The following is a 17,598-nucleotide window of genomic DNA, read 5'->3' on the forward strand; positions in this document are numbered from 1 at the left end:
GCTCAGGCTTACTCATTGATCTGCAACTTGCGCGACTCGGTATAGAAGTAGCGCAGCTTCTCGTACTCGAACGGTGTGTTCATCTGCCCGTAGCGGAAGCTGTTCGTGTAGCGCTTGTCGATCACCATCAGCGTGGGGATTTCCCAGTAGTCGCTGCTGGCGCTGGCAACGCCCAGGTAGTCGACCTGCTCGGCGGCGATGTAGTCGGTGACCAGCCCGCCGGTGTCGCGCAGGTTGGACGGCCCGAGGATCGGCAGCATCAGGTAGGGCCCGGCGGGCACGCCGTAGAAGCCCAGGGTCTGGCCGAAGTCCTCGCTCTGCTTGGGTAGGCCCATGCGGGTTGCCGGGTCCCACAAGCCGAGGACGCCGAAGGTGGTGTTGAACAGCAGCCGCGCGGTGGTGTTCATGGCGCGTTTGCCTTTGAACTGCAGCAGGCTGTTGAGCAGGGTCGGCACATCGCCCAGGTTGCTGAAGAAGTTGCTCACACCGCTGCGCACGAAGCGTGGGGTGACGTATTCGTAGCCATGCACGACGGGCAGGAACACCCAGTTATCGAAGCGGTAGTTGAAGTGATAGACGCGGCGGTTCCACGACTCCCAGGGGTCGTAGATGTTCAGCGCGCTCAAGGTGGCGCGCTCGAATTCGCGCTGGTCCAGGCCGGGGTTGAACTTGAGGGCGTCGAGCGGGTGCTTGAAGCCGTCGGCGTCGGGCTCCAGGGCTATCGGCTTGGCCGCGGAGGGCGGCACGATCGGCTGCGGGCCGGCCTCGCTGGCGGCATCCGCGTGGGCCAGGCCGCAGCCCAGGGCGAGGGTGAGAAGCCAGGTGGATCGAAGCGTCATTCAGTGGCTCCCTGCTGCGCCACGCTCTGCGGCGCGGCGTCCTTGCCGTGGAAGAAGTCCAGCATGTCCTGGGCGTTGACCCGGTAGTTGAGGTTGCCGCAATGGCCTCCCAGCGGGTACAGCGTCAGCCGGTCGCCAAAGGTCCGCCGCAGGAAGCCGACGTCGCCGGGGCCGAGGATGAGGTCGTCGGCGTTGTGCATCACGGCGATCTTCGGGGTGTCGTGCAGGTACTGCTCCAGGGCGTACAGGCTGGTCTGCTGGATCAGCTGCGGCAGGCTGTTGCCCTTGTGATGCTTGCGCCAGGCAGGGATCAGCTGCTCGACCATGTAGCAGTCGAAATCGCATTGCAGCGAGCGCGAGAAGAAGGGTTCGAGGCTGGTGCCCTCGCGGATCGGGTAGCCCGGCGGGGTGATCAGCCCGCGGCGGTTGATCAGGTCCGAGGTGAAGGCGATGTCCGCCGAGGAGAAGCGGAAGGTCGCGCCAATCAGCATCGCCATCTCTTCGTTGGTCAGGTGCTGCTTGGAGTTCTGGAAGTCGTAGAGGAAGGCATCGTTCAGGTCGATGTAGCCCTTTTGCTGGAAGTAGCGGGTGAGCTTGCCCAGCACCAGTTGGTAGAAGGTCTTGGAGTCGGTGATGCCTTTGACCCGGGTCTGCACCAGCTTTTCCAGGTTGCTCACCGAGGTGTAGAGATTCACCGGCGGGTTGAGCAGCAGCACGCGCTTGAAGTTGAAGGTGCGCATGGACTCGTCGAGCTGGCTGACGAAAGCCGCGTGCAGCGCACCGAGGCTGTAGCCGGTGAGGTAGTACTCGGTAACTGGCAGGCTCGGATTCCCGGCGAGTACGGCCTGCATCACCCGGTACAGGTCGTCGGCGTCGTCGGGGCTGTAGCCGGGTGTGGCGTGCATCGAAGCGCCGGCCATGAAGTCCCAGCTGGTCGGCGAGGAAATCTGCACCACGTGGTAGCCGGCGCCGTAGAACAGGCGCTTGAGGTATTCCGGCGTGCGGCTGTCGTAACTGGCGCCGGTGCCGGCGATGATGAACACCAGCGGCGCCGGGTGATCCTGGCGGGCCAGGCGGTAGTGCAGCTTCTTCACGGGCCAGAAGTTGTCCGGCAGGGCGTACTCGCGCTCCGGGCGCAACTTCACTGCGTAGTCGCTCTGGCGGATGTCGCCATCGTCCGGCAGCACCGGGCGCAGCTCTGGCGGCGTGGTGGCGATGGTCGCTTCGAACGGGTTGCTCAGCGGAAAACCGTAGCTGGCCGGGTTGACGTCGCGGGCCAGGGCGGGGCCGACGAATCCCAGCACGAGGCTGCCGAGCAGGACGGCGGCGCGCGAAAGCACTGTCATGAAGGTTCCCTTGGCGAAAAGCACGCTTGGAGTGAAATAGAGCTTTATGACAAGCGCAAGGCGCTGGAGTGCCTTGGCGCACGAATCCGTGCGTCGCATCAGTCGCGCTGGCCGAGCATGCTGCGCTGGCTCGTGCCCTGGCAACGTCATTGGCTGTCGATATCGAGCCGCTCGACCCAGACCAGTTCGCAGGCCCCGGCGCCGGTGTCCTCGCGGCTCAGCGAGCTGGTCCAGCGCCAGCCGTCGGCGGCACTCACCTGTACCAGCTTCCCGCTCAGGTGGATGTGTTCGCCCGCGCTTACTGCGGCCAGGCTGTGCGCCACTGTGTCGCTGGCCGGGATCATGTGCATGTTGGCGCTGTGCGTCTCGATCTCGCGAGGCGGCAGTGGAGGTTGCTCGGCCTGCCAGTGGTACCAGCGGCCGCCCTGGCTGAAGTGGATCTTCGCGGCGATCGCCGCATCGCCCAGCGGGCCCCAGCCGAGCGCCAGGTCGGTGGGCGAGATCTGTGCCTCGCGGCCGAGCCGGTAGTCCTCGCGACTCAACACCAGGGCGTCGATCTGGAAGTCCTGCAGCGGCTGGACGCGGTAGCCGTCCAGGTGCAGGCTGCCGTCGGCGGCGGTCTGCGCGAGGTGATGTTGCTTGAATGGCAGCAGCCACCAGAAGCTGATGGCCAGGCAGACAAGGAAGAAGCGGGTGGCGCGCGACATGGACAACTCCTGCGCAGGACCGGCCCAGTGTAATGAGCGGCGCCTGGCCTTGCATCGCCCCCGGCGCTGGGTATGCTGGGCGCCGTTTCGCTCATGGAGTGGCCCGATGCCCCGTCGACTCTCGCTGATCCTCCTGCTTCTGCTCGCTGCGCTTTGGGTGGCGGCGTGCTATGGGGTGCGCTTCGGCTTGCTGGAGAACGGCAGCTGGGTCGACGTGTGCGCCGATAACGAGCAGCAACTGGCCTGCCAGGCTCGCTCCGGGCTGGGGCTGCTGATCCACTTCGGCGTGCTTGGCCAGGCGGCGCTGGTCGCGTCCATCCCGGCGTTCCTGATTCCCGGCCGCATCGGCTGGTGGCTGGCGGCCGTGGCGTTGTTCATCGGTTTGCCGGCACTGGTGTTCTACAGCGTCAGCATGGCGGTGTTCGCCGTGGTGCTGGCCGCCTTGCGCCTCGTGCGCCAGGCGCGTCCCGCCTGAGGCGGGCTCAGGCCAGGCGAGTCTCGGTGCGGGCAGAGCGGGTCTCGGCAGTGCCGGAGCGTTCCTGACGCAGGCCGCGCAGCAGTGCACCGGCCAATAGCGCGCAGATGCCGGCCCAGAGGACCGCCTGCAGATTGTCCAGCCCCTCCAGGGCCAATTGCGGCACGATGCCGGCGGCGATCAGCACGGCGAGCAGGGTCGCTTCGCGACGCGGCGTGGCTACCGGGCGATAGAGGTAGAAAAGCGCCGGGAACAGCAGCGCGGCGTTGGGGAAGTTGCGGTAGCGCGCATCGAATACCAGCGCCAGCATCCATACCGCGCCGGCGAAACCGCTGGCCAGCAACCACCAGCCGCCGCGCGCTTCCAGGCCTCGGAATAGCCGACCGCGCCAGCCTTCGTGGGCGCCCAATGCCAGTGCCAGGTGAGCCATGACCAGCAGGTTGAGGATGGCCAGGTAGGCCGCCCACAGCCATTCGTCGAGGAAGGTGCAGATCACCCAGGCCTGGGCGCACCAGAGGCCCAGGCAGGTCGCGCCCAGGGCCATGCCCAGCGGTTGCGCGAGGGCTGCGCGGGCGCTGGCCGGACGCCCGCCGAGCAGCAGCATTGCGGCGCCCAGCAGGGCGCTGAAGGCGAACCAGGCGGGCCAATCCGGCTGATTGGAAACCGGGCCGGCGAGCACGTCCTTCTCCTGGCGGTCGGCGTCGAACAGCCCCCAGTAACCGCCCACGGCGCCTTCCAGGCGGCGCTTCCACGGCTGGTCGAAGGCTTCGATCAGGTTGTAGCGCCAGCCGTTCTCCTCGGCCATCTGCACGAAACCGCGGATGTAGCGCGCTTCGTTGACCCGGCTGGGCAGGGCGGTGCGCCGCTGCCGGCCTTCGCTGGGCCAGCCGGTCTCGCCGATCAGGATGCTCTTGCCGGGGAAGGCGCGGTCGAACTGCTGGCGGATTTCCGCGACATGCTGCAGGGCGCCGTCGATGCCGCTGGGCTGGTTGTCCCAGTACGGCAGCAGATGCAGGGTGACGAAGTCGACGTGCTCGGCCAGCTGCGGGTGCTTCAGCCAGTACTCCCAGACCTCGGCATACGACACCGGCTGGCGAACCTGGCTCTTCACCTGGGCCAGCAAACCCTCCAGGTATTTGCTGGTGACCTCCTGGCGCAGCAGGGTCTCGTTGCCGACGATCACCGACTGCACCACGTCCGGATAGGTGTTGGCGGCGTCGATCAGCTTGCGCACTTCGCGCTCGCTATCTGCCGGGATGGCGTTGATCCAGGCACCGAGGATGAGTTTCAGGCGGTGCTTGCGGGCCAGCTCGGGAATGCCTTCCAGGCCGGTCATGGAATAGGTGCGTACGCAGCTGAAGTGCTTGGCCAGCAGCGCCAGGTCGGCGTCCATCTGCTGCGGGCGCAGCACGAAGGGCTGGTCGAAGGGCGACTGGTCCTTGCCGAACGGGCTGTAGGACGCGCATTGCAGGCGCTGCCCCGGTGCGGCGGCATCTGCCAGGTCGAGGCTGCGCCCCTGCAGGTACCAGGCGCCGAGCAGGCCCAGCAGGGCCACGAGCAGAGCGCAGCAGTAGGGCAGCAGCGGGAAGGGCGAGCGATTGGGCATGAAGGAGGGCCTGGGTGCGGACAGGCGATCTTAGCAATCGCCTCCATGCGCGTCAGCGTTCTCCCGAGCGTCGGCGCACTGTCGCAAACGGTTCGTGCAAGTCGCAAATGGCGAGGTCGTGTCGTGGAGGGGATCGTTCGGAGTCGCTCTCGGAGCAGCCCGCACGGCTCTCACGCCGATGATGGAGGTGCGGCCAAGACCGCCTCGGGGCATTGGCTCCGGTGTACCTAATTCGAAGGGGAGAAACACATGCGAATGATGCGACGTCTGCTGGGCCTGGGCGCGGGGCTGGCACTGACGGCGGCGGCGACCCTGGTGTCGGCTGCAGCCAAGCCGGAAATCACCATCGGCTACGTCGATGGCTGGTCGGACAGCGTGGCCACCACCCACGTGGCGGCCGAGGTGATCCGCAAGGAGCTCGGCTACCCGGTGAAACTGATGCCGGTGGCGGCCGGCATCATGTGGCAGGGCGTGGCCCGCGGCAAACTCGACGCCATGCTCTCGGCCTGGCTGCCGGTCACCCACGGCGCCTACTTCGAGAAGATGAAGGACAAGGTGGTCGACCTGGGCGTGAACTACCCGGGGGCGAAGATCGGCCTGATCGTGCCGGAGTACGTCAAGGCCAACAGCATCGAGGACCTCAAGGCGCAGAAGGCTGACTTCAACGGCCAGATCATCGGCATCGACGCCGGCGCCGGGGTGATGCTCAAGACCGACCAGGCGATCAAGGACTACGGCCTGGACTACAAGCTGGTGGCCAGTTCCGGCAGCGGCATGATCGCCGAGCTGACCCGCGCCGAGAACGACAAGAAGGCGGTGGCGGTGACCGGCTGGATTCCGCACTGGATGTTCGCCAAGTGGAAACTGAAGTTCCTCGAGGACCCGAAGAAGGTCTACGGCGACGAGGAACACGTCGACAGCGTCGCCAACCCGGCGCTGGAGAAGAAGGCGCCGGAAGTCTGGGCCCTGCTGAAGAAACTGAAGTGGAAGGACGGCCAGGAGATCGGCGAGGTCATGCTTGCCATCCAGGACGGCGCCAAGCCCGAGGAAGCCGCGAAGAAATGGGTGGACAGCCACCCGGACCGGGTCAAGGAGTGGACCCAGTAAGTCCTGTTCAAGCTCCGCAAAAAGCCCGCCGCATGGCGGGCTTTTTCATGCCGCGCGCTCTGTTCCGCAGCTTGGCGGGCAGCACGCTGAGCGCTACGACTAAAGTCGTCTGGAGGCCTTGCACCAGAGTCCTAAAGTGGGGATCGACGACATCCGCGTCATCCCCCGCTGTGAGGACAAAAACAAAATGAACGACAGCATCTACCAGCGGATTGATAGCAATCCGCGCTTCAAAGAACTGGTGGCCAAGCGCGAGCGATTCGCCTGGCTGCTCTCCGTGATCATGCTGGGCCTGTACGTGGGCTTCATCCTCCTGATCGCCTTCGCACCGCAGGTCCTGGGCACCAAGGTCAGCCCCGAATCGTCCGTGACCTGGGGCATTCCCCTGGGCGTCGGCCTGATCGTTTCGGCCTTCGTCCTCACCGGCATCTACGTGCGCCGCGCGAATGGCGAGTTCGACCGCCTGAACCAGGAAGTCCTCAAGGAGATCCAGCAATGATCGCCCGCCTGCTCGCGGCCCTCGGCCTGGCCGCCTTCGCTCCTGCCCTGTGGGCCGACGCCCTGACCGGCGACGTCCAGCGCCAACCCATGAACGTCTCCGCCATCGTGATGTTCGTGGCCTTCGTCGGCCTGACCCTGTGCATCACCTACTGGGCCTCCAAGCGCAGCAAGTCGGCCGCCGACTTCTACACCGCTGGCGGCAGCATCACCGGTTTCCAGAACGGCCTGGCGATCGCCGGCGACTACATGTCCGCAGCGTCCTTCCTGGGGATTTCCGCCCTGGTGTTCGCCTCCGGCTATGACGGCCTGATCTACTCCATCGGATTCCTGGTGGGCTGGCCGATCATCCTCTTCCTGATCGCCGAACGCCTGCGCAACCTCGGCAAGTACACCTTCGCCGACGTCGCGTCCTATCGCCTGAAACAGAAGAACATCCGCACCCTGTCCGCCTGCGGTTCGCTGGTGGTGGTGGCCTTCTACCTGATCGCGCAGATGGTCGGCGCCGGCAAGCTGATCCAGCTGCTGTTCGGCCTGAACTACCACGTCGCGGTGGTCATGGTCGGCATCCTGATGGTGCTCTACGTGCTGTTCGGCGGCATGCTCGCCACCACCTGGGTCCAGATCATCAAGGCCGTGCTGCTGCTCTCCGGCGCCACCTTCATGGCGATCATGGTGCTCAAGCACGTCAACTTCGACATCAGCACCCTGTTCTCCGAAGCCATCAAGGTCCACCCCAAAGGCGAAGCGATCATGAGCCCCGGCGGCCTGGTCAAGGACCCGATCTCGGCGTTCTCCCTGGGCTTCGCGCTGATGTTCGGCACCGCCGGCCTGCCGCACATCCTGATGCGCTTCTTCACCGTCAGCGACGCCAAGGAAGCGCGCAAAAGCGTGTTCTTCGCCACCGGCTTCATCGGCTACTTCTACATCCTGACCTTCATCATCGGCTTCGGCGCGATCCTGCTGGTCAGCACCAACCCGGCCTTCAAGGACGCCACCGGCGCGCTGATCGGCGGCAACAACATGGCCGCCGTGCACCTGGCCAACGCCGTGGGCGGCAGCCTGTTCCTCGGCTTCATCTCGGCGGTGGCCTTCGCCACCATCCTCGCGGTGGTCGCCGGGCTGACCCTGGCCGGCGCCTCGGCGGTGTCCCACGACCTGTACGCCAGCGTCTACAAGGGCGGCAAGGCCAACGAGAAAGATGAGCTGCGCGTGTCGAAGATGACCACCGTCGCCCTGGGCGTGGTTGCCATCATCCTCGGCATCCTGTTCGAGAAGCAGAACATCGCCTTCATGGTCGGCCTGGCCTTCTCCATCGCCGCCAGCTGCAACTTCCCGGTGCTGCTGCTCTCGATGTACTGGAAGAAGCTGACCACCCGCGGCGCCATGATCGGCGGCTGGCTGGGCCTGATCACTGCGGTGGTGCTGATGATCCTCGGCCCGACCATCTGGGTGCAGATCCTCGGCCACGAGAAACCGATCTATCCGTTCGAATACCCGGCACTGTTCTCCATGGCCGTGGCCTTCATCGGTATCTGGTTCTTCTCGATCACCGACAAGTCCGCCGCTGCCGACGAGGAGCGCGCACGCTTCTTCCCGCAGTTCATCCGTTCGCAGACCGGCCTTGGCGCCAGCGGTGCCGTAGCGCACTGATGGTTTTTGGCTGTTGAATGCAAAGCCGGAGGTTCGCCTCCGGCTTTGTCTTTGTTTCCCTGCCACGGGGGCCGAGATGGCCGAGCAGTTCAACTTTTCCTCGCCGCCGTTCGATCTGCTGCGCGCGGCCGAGCGCGAGCGGCTGAGCGAGGCGCTTAGCGTTGGCTACTACGCCGCCGGCGAAACCCTCATCGCCGCTGGATCCGCGGTACCTTGCCTGTTCGTCGTGCTCAAGGGCGTGATCGAGGAACGCGGCGAGGACGGCAAGCTGTTCGCGCAGTACACCAGCGACGACATCTTCGACATCCGCGGGCTTTTCTCCGGCAGCAGCAAGCACGTCTATTGCGCAGTGGAGGAGAGCATCACCTACGAATTGCCCGCCAGCGTCTTCCATCAGCTGTGCGGCGCCAATCCGGACTTCGGCCGCTTCTTCCAGGCCGACCTCGCGGCCAAGCGCCAGCTGGCGCGCCGCGACGGGCAGAACCTCGCCGAGTTCATCCTCACCCGCATCGCCCGCGAGCACCTGCTGCCGGCGATCGAAGTCTCCGCCGGCCTGGCCCTGGGCGATGCCGCGCGCCTGCAGCTGAGCCGTGGCGCCGATGCGCTGCTGGTTCGCCAGGACGGCGAGCTGGGCATAGTCACCCGCACCGACCTGATGACCGCGCACTTTCGCGACGGCCGCAGCGAGGCCGAGCCCATCGGGCCCTTGGCGCATGGTCCGCTGGCCTGCGTGGAGCTGGGCGACTTCCTCTTCGATGCCATGATCCTCATGACCCGCAAGCGCATCGAGCGGGTCGCCGTGCGCGAAGACGGCGAGGTCGTCGGCCTTCTGCACCTGACCCAGGTGCTCAGCCTCTTCTCGACCCACTCCCACGTGCTGGCGATGCGCATCGCACGGGCAGAGAGCGAGGAGGAGCTGCGCGGCGCCGCGGAAACCCTGCACACGCTGATTGCCACGTTGTGCGGCAACGGCATTCGCCTGCGCTTCATCATGCAGTTGGTCAGCGCGCTCAATGAGCAACTGCTGGAGCGACTGTTCGAACTGCTCGTGCCGCCAGCACTGCGCAGCCGCTGCTGCCTGCTGGTGATGGGCAGCGAAGGCCGCGGCGAACAGTTGCTCAAGACCGACCAGGACAACGCCTTGATCCTCGCCGAAGACCTGCCGGTCGAGCAGGGGCTGGCGCTGATGCAGCGCTTCAGCGAGGCCCTGCTGAGCTTCGGTTATCCACCTTGTCCGGGCGGCGTCATGGCCAGCCAGCCAGCGTGGTGCAAGCCGTTGGCGGCCTGGCAGCGTGAGCTGAACCAGACCCAGCTGGAGGGTCAGCCCGAGCAGCTGATGCGCATGTCGATCCTGGCCGATGCGAGCCCTGTCGCCGGAAATCGGCAGCTCTACGAAGGGCTGCGCCAGGGACTGCTGCGTTTCGCCCAGGAGGGCGAGCGCTGGTTGCCCGACATGGCAGCCGCTGCTCTGCAGTTCGACACGCCGCTCACCATCCTTGGCAACTTGAAAACCCGCGAGGAGCATCTGGACATCAAGCGCGGCGGCATCTTCCCGCTGGTCCACGGCTGCCGTGTGCTGGCCCTGCGCGAAGGTCTGGAGGAGCGCGGCACCCTGGCCCGCCTGGGAGCTCTCAAGGCGCGCGGCGTCCTCGACGAAGGCTTGGCCGACAACCTGGCGGAATCCTTCGAACTCTTCCTGCAACTGCGTCTGCAGCAACAGCTTGGCGGTGCGCGCGATGGCCGCGAGCACGGCCTGGACGTGGCGCGCCTGAGCCGCCACGAACGCGATCTGCTGCGCTTCGGCTTGCATGCGGTGAAGAAGTTCAAGCAGAGCCTGGCCTGGCAATTCCATCTGGAGAGTCGATGAACGCGCTGGTGAAGCTCCCCGATCACGCCTGGTCTGGCTGGCGCCGCCGCCTTTACTGGTGCCTGCATGCGGCCGAAGAGGCCGAGGAAATCGTCTCCATCGATCTCGAAACCACCAGCCTCGACCCACGCACGGCAGACATTCTGAGCATCGGCGCGGTGCTGATCCGCGGCGGCAAGTTGGTCCTCGGCGAGCGCCTGGACCTGCTGGTCGAGCCGCCGGCAAGCCTGACCGGCGACTCCATCCGCATCCACAAGCTGCGCCGCGCCGACCTCGAAGGGCAATTGCCGCTGGCCGAAGCGCTGCGCCGCCTGCTGGCGTTCATCGGCGAGCGACCGCTGCTCGGCTACTACCTGTCCTTCGATGCCGCTGTCCTCAGCCGCCATCTGCGCCTGCTGCTGGGCGAGCGGCTGGACAATCCGCGCATCGAGGTCTCGGCCCTGTATCAGCGCAAGATGGCGCGGCGCTACCCGGACCTGCACCTGGACCTGCGCTTCGACACGCTGGCGCGCACCCTCGATATCCCGGTGGAAGGGCGCCACACCGCCCTGGGCGACGCGCGCAGCGTGGCCCTGATGTTCCTGCGCCTGCGCAAGGGGTCGCTGCCCACGGAGCTGCGCTGACGTACGTATTTGTATCTGGCGCAAAGTGACCCAGCACACAGCCCGCAGCCGGGCAACTCTCTACCATGTCGGCTTTTTCGGGAGAGGGGAGCGCGCATGCTCGGGATGGTGCTGGTCGTGCTGGGAAGCCTCTGGCTGCTGAGCCAGTTGCTGCTGGGCGTGGTGATTCTGCCGCTGGCGAGCTGGCTGGCCCGCGAGAGCAATCCGCAGCTCTACTGGCAGTTCGTCTACCTGCTGCCGGCCTTGCTGCTGGCGATGGGCGCCTTCCTCTTGCGCTACCGCGTCCATTCCTTCGCCGGCCTGCGTCGCGAGCGCACCAACTGCGTGACCTTCCTGCTGGTCTCCGCCGGGCTTGCGCTGGTGCTCGGCAAGGCCACAGGGCTGCTCCTGCCGGCGCTCTGAAGGCCCCGCCACGCCTGGCTATGGCCGCGGTTTGCCAGGGCCATTCAGCAGCCTGATTTAAGCGCAGCCCGCCATGCGCCTTGGCTAAACTGCCGGTCAACTTCACCGGACAAGACAAGGCAACCTCCCTATGCAAAATCGCATGATGATCACCGGCGCCGGTTCCGGCCTGGGTCGTGAAATCGCCCTGCGCTGGGCCCGTGACGGCTGGAAACTGGCCCTGGCCGACGTCAACGAAGCGGGCCTGGCGGAAACCCTCAAACTCGTTCGCGAAGCCGGCGGCGACGGCTTCACCCAGCGCTGCGACGTGCGCGACTACAGCCAGCTCACTGCGCTGGCGCAGGCTTGCGATGAGAAGCTCGGCGGCATCGACGTCATCGTCAACAACGCCGGCGTGGCCTCCGGCGGTTTCTTCGGCGAGCTGTCGCTGGAGGACTGGGACTGGCAGATCTCGATCAACCTGATGGGCGTGGTCAAGGGCTGCAAGGCCTTCCTGCCGCTGCTCGAACGCAGCAAGGGGCGGATCATCAACATCGCCTCCATGGCTGCACTGATGCAGGGCCCGGCGATGAGCAACTACAACGTCGCCAAGGCCGGCGTGGTGGCGCTCTCGGAAAGCCTGCTGGCCGAGCTGACCCTGGTGGACGTGAAGGTCCACGTGGTCTGCCCGTCGTTCTTCCAGACCAACCTGCTCGATTCCTTCCGTGGCCCGAGCCCGGAGATGAAGAGCCAGGTCGGCAAGCTGCTGGAAGGCTCGCCCATCAGCGCCGCCGACATCGCCGACTACATCCACCAGGAAGTGGCCCGCGACAGCTTCATGATCCTGCCCCACGAACAGGGCCGCATGGCCTGGCAGATCAAGCAGCAGAACCCGCAGGCGATCTACGACGAGATGGCGAAAATGGCTGCGAAGATGCAGGCCAAGCGCGGCAACGCGGCCTGATTTCCGCACCGCTTTGGTGCTCGTGCAATCAGGGCTTGCCCAGGCCGGTGCAAAGCGCTAGCTTTACCCCACCGGCCTGCCTGCCGATGTATGTTGGACCCCAGTGAAAGCCCCGCCACGTTCGCGGGGCTTTTGCTTTTCTGCGTAACCCCGGCCGGTGTTTGCGCGGTTGCGCATCTTTGCCGCAGTTCGCTTTCGGTTCCTTTGCGCCTGTGCTAGAAGGCTGCGGTGTTTTTCCGTGGTAGGGAGTGTCCCGTCTTGCAGTCCGAATCCATCGTCTATGGTTGCATCCGCGACTGGCCCGGCGACTCCATGGAGCGGCGCATGCGCCGGGCGGCCAATCGCAAGGTGCTGGACAGCCTGCCGATGGGCGAGAACTGGCCGTTCATCGGCCGCGAGATGTTCAGCCGCTGCGAGCAGGAAGGCGCCGGGCTGTACCAGTCGCAAGTGATCCACTTCGGTGCCAGCTACCAGACCATCGAATACGAGTGGAGCCTCTGGGTCGAGCAGTTCGAGTCCCTGCTGCGGCGCCTGTACTGGGCCAGCGCGGTGGTCCACCTGGAGACCGAACTCAACGGCAGCCACACCTTCCGCTGGGAGTCCGAGCGCGGCTTCCACAGCCCCCACGAGGACGACCTGCGCGTGCGCTGCGCCTGGGAAAGGGAAGGCGGCCTGCGCGGCTGAAGCTCAAGGAAAGCCCATGCTCAATTACCTGTGGTTCCTGCTCGCCGCGTTCTGCGAGATCGCCGGTTGCTACACCTTTTTCCTCTGGCTGCGCCTGGATCGCACGCCCCTGTGGATAATTCCCGGGCTGTTCAGCCTGGTCTGCTTCGCCCTGCTGCTGACCCGCGTCGAAGCCGCCTACGCCGGGCGTGCCTACGCGGCCTACGGCGGGATCTACGTGGCGGCCTCGCTGTTCTGGCTGGCCTTCATCGAGAAGAGCCGCCCGCTGTGGAGCGACTGGCTGGGCGCGGCGCTGTGCATAGCCGGCGCGAGCGTAGTGCTGCTGGGGCCGAAGCTGGCGCCCTGACATGGACGGGCATCCCTGCCCGCCCGTTGCCGAACCTCAGCCGTGCGCGATGATGCCGGCGTAGCCGAATTGCGGTTGCGGCTGGGCGCCCTTGCGCCACTTCACCAGCAGCAGGGTCAGGGCAAAGCCGCCGATGATCAGCAGGGGATAGGCCGCGAGAATTTCTGCCAGGCTGTACTTCCACGACAGCGGGCGACCGACGCCGAGCATGGCCGCGTACAGCCAGGAAACCGCTGAGACGGTGCCGCTGAAAATCGCCAGGTCGCGTTCGCTGGCCGGCAGCTTCAGGATGCAGCCGGCGCGCTTGATGGTCGGCATGATGTAAGCGTGCAGGGCGAAGCCGTTGAGCGTCAGGAGTGTCACCACCAGTATCTTGGCCTGCAGCTTGGGATTGAGCAGGTACTGGGTGCCTTTGCCCAGCATATCCAGCCCAACGACCAGGGCCCCGCTGATCCACAGTGCGACCAGGGCATAGCTGATGATGCGTTTAAGCGTATCGAGGTGGTTTCCGTCTTCTTCGGTGCTGCGGCCCGTAACCAGTTTGTGCAGCAGGGTGAAGTCGCTGACCAGCACCATGCCGAGGGCAACGCAACAGGCAAGCAGGTGCGCATACACGACGCCCATTCGAATGAGCTCCATGGCGGCGTCGCGGTGCAGGAGATCGATGAAGTAGTGGGTGAGTTCCATAGGATGGGGTGCCTCTTGTTAACAACGATTTCAGGTTCTGAACTGCTTCCTGCGGTTGCCCATTTCCTATTTCCGGCATTGCGTCCCCCTCGCGGCGCATCGTAAGGGGGCTTCGAGTGTCCACTCCTTTTCTTCGGACAAAATGAGTCCCTGCACGGAATGTCTTCCGCGCATGAGGGACCTCCGTCCGGGAAAAGGGGGGGCGCCTGGGCAACGTGCCGGTTGCCATGCCCAGGCGAAAGTAGGAGTCCGATGCAGCCGTGGGGTTCAGCAACAATTGGAAGAAACTGGTCAAGTTCCGATCAACGGAAGGGAATGACCAATGCGACTGACAGAGCCGATTGGGTTGTGGAGGCGGGGGTAGAGCGTCGGGCTTCGGGTTATCTGATCAATGGGTCAGGAAAGTGCGCCATGTGCCTGATGCTGCTGGAAAAGCTCGGTTTGGCAAGATCGGGTGTCGTTTGGATTCCGACGTCGCTCACCGGGGAGGGCCGATGGGGTTCAGCTCTCCAGCCACTCCTTCGGCACTTCGCTTTTCAGCATCAGTTGGCACTGCTGGCTTTCCGGATCGAAGACGATCACCGCCTCGCCGCGTTTGAGCGCATGACGGGCGCGCTCGACGCGGACGTCGAGCGGGGTGTCGTCGCCGTTGTCGGTGCCTTCGCGGGTGACGAAGTCTTCCAGCAGGTTGTCCAGGGTCTCGGCTTCGAGCAGGTCGTGGGGGATCAGCATCATGGGTACTCGGCGGAACAGGCGGCGATTCTAGTCCCGCGCCGGTCCGCCGGCGAGTCCGGGGTGCTTCAGCGGCGCTCCTTGTCGTCGTCCGGGTGCTGGTCCAGCAGTTCGCCGACCGGCTGCACGTGGGTGGTGCTTTCCATATGCACCGGGTGTTCCAGCTGCTTGCTGAAGCGCGCGATGGCGCCTTCGCGCGGCTCCGCGTCGCTGGCGAACACCGGCGGGCTCAGCAGGTAGGCGCAGAGCAGGCGGGCGAGGTTGGCCAGGCTGTCGATGTGGGTGCGCTCGTAGCCGTGGGTCGCGTCGCAGCCGAAGGCCAGCAGCGCGGTGCGGATGTCGTGGCCGGCCTCGATCGCCGATTGCGCATCGCTGTGGTAGTAGCGGAACAGGTCGCGACGCACGTTCACTTCGTGCCGCTCGGCCAGGCGCAGCAGGTGCCGCGACAGGTGATAGTCGTACGGCCCGCCGGAATCCTGCAGGGCCACGCTCACCGCGTGTTCGCTGGAGTTCTGCCCGGCGGCCACTGGGGCGATGTCGATGCCGACGAACTCGCTGACGTCCCAGGGCAAGGCGCCGGCCGCGCCCGAGCCGATTTCCTCGGTGATGGTGAACAGCGGGTGGCAGTCGATCGGCGGCACCTGGCCGCTTTCCACCACGGCCTTGAGCGCCGCCAGCAGCGCCGCGACACCGGCCTTGTCGTCCAGGTGACGGGCGCTGATGTGGCCGCTCTCGGTGAATTCCGGCAGCGGGTCGAAGGCGACGAAGTCGCCGATGGATACCCCCAGCGCGGCGCTGTCGGCGTGGCTCACGGTGTAGGCGTCCAGGCGCAACTCGATGTTGTCCCAGCTGATCGGCAGGTTATCCACCGCCGTGTTGAAGGCATGCCCGGAGGCCAGCAACGGCAGCACGCTGCCGCGCAGTACGCCGTTGTCGCAGAACACGGTGACGCGGCTGCCCTCGGCGAAGCGGCTCGACCAGCAGCCTACCGGCGCCAGGGCCAGGCGGCCGTCGGCCTTGATCTCGCGGACGATGGCGCCAATGGTGTCCAGGTGCGCCGATACCGCGCGGTCCGGACTGTCGCGCTTGCCGGCGAGGGTTGCGCGGATGGTCCCGCGGCGGGTCATCTCGAAGGGCACGCCGAGCTCTTCGAGGCGTTCGGCGACGTAGCGCACGATGGTGTCGGTGAAGCCGGTAGGGCTGGGGATGGCGAGCATCTCCAGGAGCACGCGTTGCAGATAGGCCAGGTCTGGCTGCGGCAGGGCGGTCATGCGGACTCCTGGCGACCCAGCGGGTCGCGGCTGAGCGGGAAGAGCAGGTCGATGAAGCGTTCGGCGGTGGGCTGCGGCTCGTGGTTGGCCAGGCCCGGGCGTTCGTTGGCCTCGATGATCACGTAGTCCTCGCCGTCCACTGCCGGCACCAGCAGGTCGAGCCCGGTGACCGGCACTTCCAGCGCCCGCGCGGCGCGCACGGCGGCCTCGCGCAGGGTCGGATGCAGCTGCGCGGTGACGTCTTCCAGGGTGCCGCCGGTATGCAGGTTGGCGGTGCCGCGCACGGCCAGGCGGGTGCCCTCCGGCAGTACGTCGGCGTAGTCGTAGCCCGCGGCGCGCAGGGTGCGTTCGGTTTCGCCGTCCAGCGGGATGCGGCTCTCGCCGTCGGTCGCGGCCTGGCGTCGGCGGCTCTGGGCTTCGATCAGCTCGCGGATGCTGTGCCGGCCGTCGCCGATCACGCTGGCTGGGTGGCGCACGGCGGCGGCCACCACTTCGTAGCCGATCACCAGTACGCGCAGGTCGAGGCCGGAGTGGTAGCTCTCCAGCAGCACGCGGGTGTCGAAGCGTCGGGCGTGCTCGATGGCTGCCTCCAGTTCCTCGGCATCGTTCAGGTTGACCGCTACGCCCTGGCCTTGCTCACCGTCCACTGGCTTGACTACCAGCGCGCCATGCTCGGCGAGGAAGGCGGCGTTCTCTGCGGCGCTGCCGGCCAGGCGCTGGCTGGGCTGCTTGAGGCCGGCGCGGGACAGCGCGCGGTGGGTCAGCTGCTTGTCCTGGCAGAGGGTCATGGCCACTGCGCTGGTCAGGTCGCAAAGCGACTCTCGGCAGCGGATGCGCCGGCCGCCCTGGGTGAGGCTGAACAGCCCGGCGTCGGCGTCCAGCACGCGGACCTCGATACCGCGCCGGTGGGCCTCGTCGATGATGATCCGCGCATAGGGGTTGAGCGCGTGCTCCGGACCGGGACCGATGTACAGCGGCTGGTTGATGCTGTTCTTGCGCTTGATGGCGAAGGTCGGCAGTTCGCGGAAGCCGAGCTTGCGGTACAGCGCCTTGGCCTGCTGGTTGCCGTGCAGCACCGACAGGTCGAGGTAAGCCAGTTCGCGGCTCATGAAGTGCTCGATGAGGTGCCGCACCAGCGCTTCGCCCACGCCCGGGCGAGCGCACTGCGGATCGACCGCCAGGCACCAGAGGCTGGAGCCACGCTCCGGGTCGGCGAAGGCCTTGGCGTGGTTCAGGCCCATCACGCTGCCGACTGCCGCACCGGTTTCGCTGTCCTCAGCCAACCAGTAGGTGGGGCCGCCGTCGAAGTGTGGGGTGAGTCGCTGCGCATCGACCGGCTGCATGCCGCGCGTCAGGTACAGGCGATTGATCGCGGCCCAGTCCGCCTCGCTGTGCACGCGGCGGATACGGAAGCCGCGGAACGAGCGGCGCGCCGGGCGGTAGTCGGTGAACCACAGGCGCAGGGTGTCGGACGGGTCGAGGAACAGCTGCTGTGGCGCATGGGCCAGCACCTGCTGCGGCGCCGCTACGTAGAGGGCGATGTCGCGTTCGCCGGCGCGCTCCTTGAGCAGTTCACTGGCGAGGGCTTCGGCTTCGGCGAAGGTGTGCCCGACCAGCAGGCGACCCCAGCCGCAGTGCAGGATGTGCGGCTCGAAGGGCTCATTGTGGTCTTCGGCAAAACGCGCCTGCAGACGCTGGTAGGTCGGCGCCAGGCCGCGCAGCAGGCGCTGGTTGTGCGGACGGGGCGGGTGGATGGGGTTCTTCATGCTGAGCTCCCTGGGCAGGTCGCCGGCTCGTGGGCCGGGGCCTGCC

At 66.2% G+C, this 17,598-nt stretch carries 18 protein-coding genes; 10 read left to right on the forward strand and 8 right to left on the reverse strand.

Annotated elements, in window-relative coordinates; translation table 11 throughout:
- Positions 1 to 8 precede the first annotated feature (8 nt).
- The 3 genes from ACA097_RS21060 to ACA097_RS21070 form a co-directional block, all read right to left on the reverse strand.
- Positions 9 to 839, reverse strand: coding sequence for a VacJ family lipoprotein (locus tag ACA097_RS21060; RefSeq protein WP_043253948.1), 831 nt, complete (start codon positions 837 to 839; stop codon positions 9 to 11).
- Complete coding sequence (locus ACA097_RS21065) at positions 836 to 2,185, reverse strand: serine/threonine protein kinase (RefSeq protein WP_043253946.1); 1,350 nt, start codon at positions 2,183 to 2,185, stop codon at positions 836 to 838. Before ACA097_RS21065 ends, ACA097_RS21060 begins: the two co-directional genes overlap by 4 nt.
- Positions 2,186 to 2,331: 146 nt before the next feature.
- The gene (locus tag ACA097_RS21070) at positions 2,332 to 2,892 is read right to left on the reverse strand and encodes a hypothetical protein (RefSeq protein ID WP_160287914.1); all 561 of its coding nucleotides are present in this window, start codon (positions 2,890 to 2,892) and stop codon (positions 2,332 to 2,334) included.
- Positions 2,893 to 2,998: 106 nt separating this feature from the next.
- Here ACA097_RS21070 and ACA097_RS21075 point away from each other — a divergent pair, with 106 nt between their 5' ends.
- On the forward strand, positions 2,999 to 3,367 hold the full coding sequence (locus ACA097_RS21075) for a hypothetical protein (protein ID WP_043253941.1): 369 nt from the start codon (positions 2,999 to 3,001) through the stop codon (positions 3,365 to 3,367).
- Positions 3,368 to 3,374: 7 nt separating this feature from the next.
- Here the strand turns inward: ACA097_RS21075 and ACA097_RS21080 are convergent, their stop codons facing one another.
- Positions 3,375 to 4,973, reverse strand: coding sequence for a beta (1-6) glucans synthase (locus ACA097_RS21080; protein WP_371365780.1), 1,599 nt, complete (start codon positions 4,971 to 4,973; stop codon positions 3,375 to 3,377).
- A 249-nt stretch (positions 4,974 to 5,222) separates the two neighbouring features.
- Between ACA097_RS21080 and ACA097_RS21085 the strand changes: the two genes are divergently transcribed.
- From ACA097_RS21085 to ACA097_RS21125, 9 genes are all read left to right on the forward strand, one after another.
- On the forward strand, positions 5,223 to 6,080 hold the full coding sequence (locus tag ACA097_RS21085) for a glycine betaine ABC transporter substrate-binding protein (protein WP_043253939.1): 858 nt from the start codon (positions 5,223 to 5,225) through the stop codon (positions 6,078 to 6,080).
- A gap of 187 nt (positions 6,081 to 6,267) precedes the next feature.
- Positions 6,268 to 6,579: a DUF485 domain-containing protein gene (locus ACA097_RS21090; protein ID WP_043257561.1), complete on the forward strand. Its 312-nt coding sequence runs from the start codon at positions 6,268 to 6,270 to the stop codon at positions 6,577 to 6,579.
- The gene (locus ACA097_RS21095) at positions 6,576 to 8,231 is read left to right on the forward strand and encodes a cation acetate symporter (protein ID WP_043253936.1); all 1,656 of its coding nucleotides are present in this window, start codon (positions 6,576 to 6,578) and stop codon (positions 8,229 to 8,231) included. Before ACA097_RS21090 ends, ACA097_RS21095 begins: the two co-directional genes overlap by 4 nt.
- A gap of 76 nt (positions 8,232 to 8,307) precedes the next feature.
- The gene (locus ACA097_RS21100; RefSeq protein WP_043253934.1) at positions 8,308 to 10,098 is read left to right on the forward strand and encodes a DUF294 nucleotidyltransferase-like domain-containing protein; all 1,791 of its coding nucleotides are present in this window, start codon (positions 8,308 to 8,310) and stop codon (positions 10,096 to 10,098) included.
- Positions 10,095 to 10,721 (forward strand): 3'-5' exonuclease, encoded by a 627-nt coding sequence (locus tag ACA097_RS21105; RefSeq protein WP_043253930.1) that lies wholly within the window; start codon positions 10,095 to 10,097, stop codon positions 10,719 to 10,721. The genes ACA097_RS21100 and ACA097_RS21105 overlap by 4 nt, the downstream gene beginning before the upstream one ends.
- Positions 10,722 to 10,817: 96 nt before the next feature.
- Positions 10,818 to 11,123, forward strand: coding sequence for a hypothetical protein (locus ACA097_RS21110; protein WP_043253928.1), 306 nt, complete (start codon positions 10,818 to 10,820; stop codon positions 11,121 to 11,123).
- A gap of 130 nt (positions 11,124 to 11,253) precedes the next feature.
- The gene (locus ACA097_RS21115; RefSeq protein ID WP_043253927.1) at positions 11,254 to 12,066 is read left to right on the forward strand and encodes an SDR family oxidoreductase; all 813 of its coding nucleotides are present in this window, start codon (positions 11,254 to 11,256) and stop codon (positions 12,064 to 12,066) included.
- A gap of 258 nt (positions 12,067 to 12,324) precedes the next feature.
- A complete protein-coding gene (locus ACA097_RS21120) occupies positions 12,325 to 12,750 on the forward strand; it encodes a hypothetical protein (protein ID WP_371365785.1) in 426 nt (141 codons plus the stop codon).
- A 16-nt stretch (positions 12,751 to 12,766) separates the two neighbouring features.
- A complete protein-coding gene (locus tag ACA097_RS21125) occupies positions 12,767 to 13,096 on the forward strand; it encodes a YnfA family protein (protein ID WP_043253923.1) in 330 nt (109 codons plus the stop codon).
- A gap of 36 nt (positions 13,097 to 13,132) precedes the next feature.
- Here the strand turns inward: ACA097_RS21125 and ACA097_RS21130 are convergent, their stop codons facing one another.
- The 4 genes from ACA097_RS21130 to ngg all read right to left on the reverse strand — a co-directional run bounded on the left by ACA097_RS21130 (position 13,133) and on the right by ngg (position 17,552).
- Positions 13,133 to 13,783, reverse strand: coding sequence for a hypothetical protein (locus ACA097_RS21130; protein ID WP_371365787.1), 651 nt, complete (start codon positions 13,781 to 13,783; stop codon positions 13,133 to 13,135).
- 501 nt (positions 13,784 to 14,284) lie between these two features.
- Entirely contained in the window at positions 14,285 to 14,515 is a 231-nt protein-coding gene (locus tag ACA097_RS21135; protein WP_371370551.1) for a YheU family protein, read from the reverse strand.
- Between the two features lie 68 nt (positions 14,516 to 14,583).
- A complete protein-coding gene (locus ACA097_RS21140) occupies positions 14,584 to 15,786 on the reverse strand; it encodes an osmoprotectant NAGGN system M42 family peptidase (RefSeq protein WP_043253921.1) in 1,203 nt (400 codons plus the stop codon).
- Positions 15,783 to 17,552, reverse strand: a complete 1,770-nt coding sequence (gene ngg / locus ACA097_RS21145; protein WP_371365789.1) for an N-acetylglutaminylglutamine synthetase — start codon at positions 17,550 to 17,552, stop codon at positions 15,783 to 15,785. Before ngg ends, ACA097_RS21140 begins: the two co-directional genes overlap by 4 nt.
- Positions 17,553 to 17,598 lie beyond the last annotated feature (46 nt).

Source organism: Pseudomonas sp. QL9 (genome assembly GCF_041409665.1).
Lineage (GTDB): Bacteria > Pseudomonadota > Gammaproteobacteria > Pseudomonadales > Pseudomonadaceae > Pseudomonas > Pseudomonas knackmussii.

Coding starts and splice junctions, on each gene's coding strand:
- ACA097_RS21060 (WP_043253948.1), bottom strand. CDS start 839: ATGACGCTTCGATCCACCTGGCTTCTCACCCTCGCCCTGGGCTGCGGC.
- ACA097_RS21065 (WP_043253946.1), bottom strand. CDS start 2,185: ATGACAGTGCTTTCGCGCGCCGCCGTCCTGCTCGGCAGCCTCGTGCTG.
- ACA097_RS21070 (WP_160287914.1), bottom strand. CDS start 2,892: ATGTCGCGCGCCACCCGCTTCTTCCTTGTCTGCCTGGCCATCAGCTTC.
- ACA097_RS21075 (WP_043253941.1), top strand. CDS start 2,999: ATGCCCCGTCGACTCTCGCTGATCCTCCTGCTTCTGCTCGCTGCGCTT.
- ACA097_RS21080 (WP_371365780.1), bottom strand. CDS start 4,973: ATGCCCAATCGCTCGCCCTTCCCGCTGCTGCCCTACTGCTGCGCTCTG.
- ACA097_RS21085 (WP_043253939.1), top strand. CDS start 5,223: ATGCGAATGATGCGACGTCTGCTGGGCCTGGGCGCGGGGCTGGCACTG.
- ACA097_RS21090 (WP_043257561.1), top strand. CDS start 6,268: ATGAACGACAGCATCTACCAGCGGATTGATAGCAATCCGCGCTTCAAA.
- ACA097_RS21095 (WP_043253936.1), top strand. CDS start 6,576: ATGATCGCCCGCCTGCTCGCGGCCCTCGGCCTGGCCGCCTTCGCTCCT.
- ACA097_RS21100 (WP_043253934.1), top strand. CDS start 8,308: ATGGCCGAGCAGTTCAACTTTTCCTCGCCGCCGTTCGATCTGCTGCGC.
- ACA097_RS21105 (WP_043253930.1), top strand. CDS start 10,095: ATGAACGCGCTGGTGAAGCTCCCCGATCACGCCTGGTCTGGCTGGCGC.
- ACA097_RS21110 (WP_043253928.1), top strand. CDS start 10,818: ATGCTCGGGATGGTGCTGGTCGTGCTGGGAAGCCTCTGGCTGCTGAGC.
- ACA097_RS21115 (WP_043253927.1), top strand. CDS start 11,254: ATGCAAAATCGCATGATGATCACCGGCGCCGGTTCCGGCCTGGGTCGT.
- ACA097_RS21125 (WP_043253923.1), top strand. CDS start 12,767: ATGCTCAATTACCTGTGGTTCCTGCTCGCCGCGTTCTGCGAGATCGCC.
- ACA097_RS21130 (WP_371365787.1), bottom strand. CDS start 13,783: ATGGAACTCACCCACTACTTCATCGATCTCCTGCACCGCGACGCCGCC.
- ACA097_RS21135 (WP_371370551.1), bottom strand. CDS start 14,515: ATGCTGATCCCCCACGACCTGCTCGAAGCCGAGACCCTGGACAACCTG.
- ACA097_RS21140 (WP_043253921.1), bottom strand. CDS start 15,786: ATGACCGCCCTGCCGCAGCCAGACCTGGCCTATCTGCAACGCGTGCTC.
- ngg (WP_371365789.1), bottom strand. CDS start 17,552: ATGAAGAACCCCATCCACCCGCCCCGTCCGCACAACCAGCGCCTGCTG.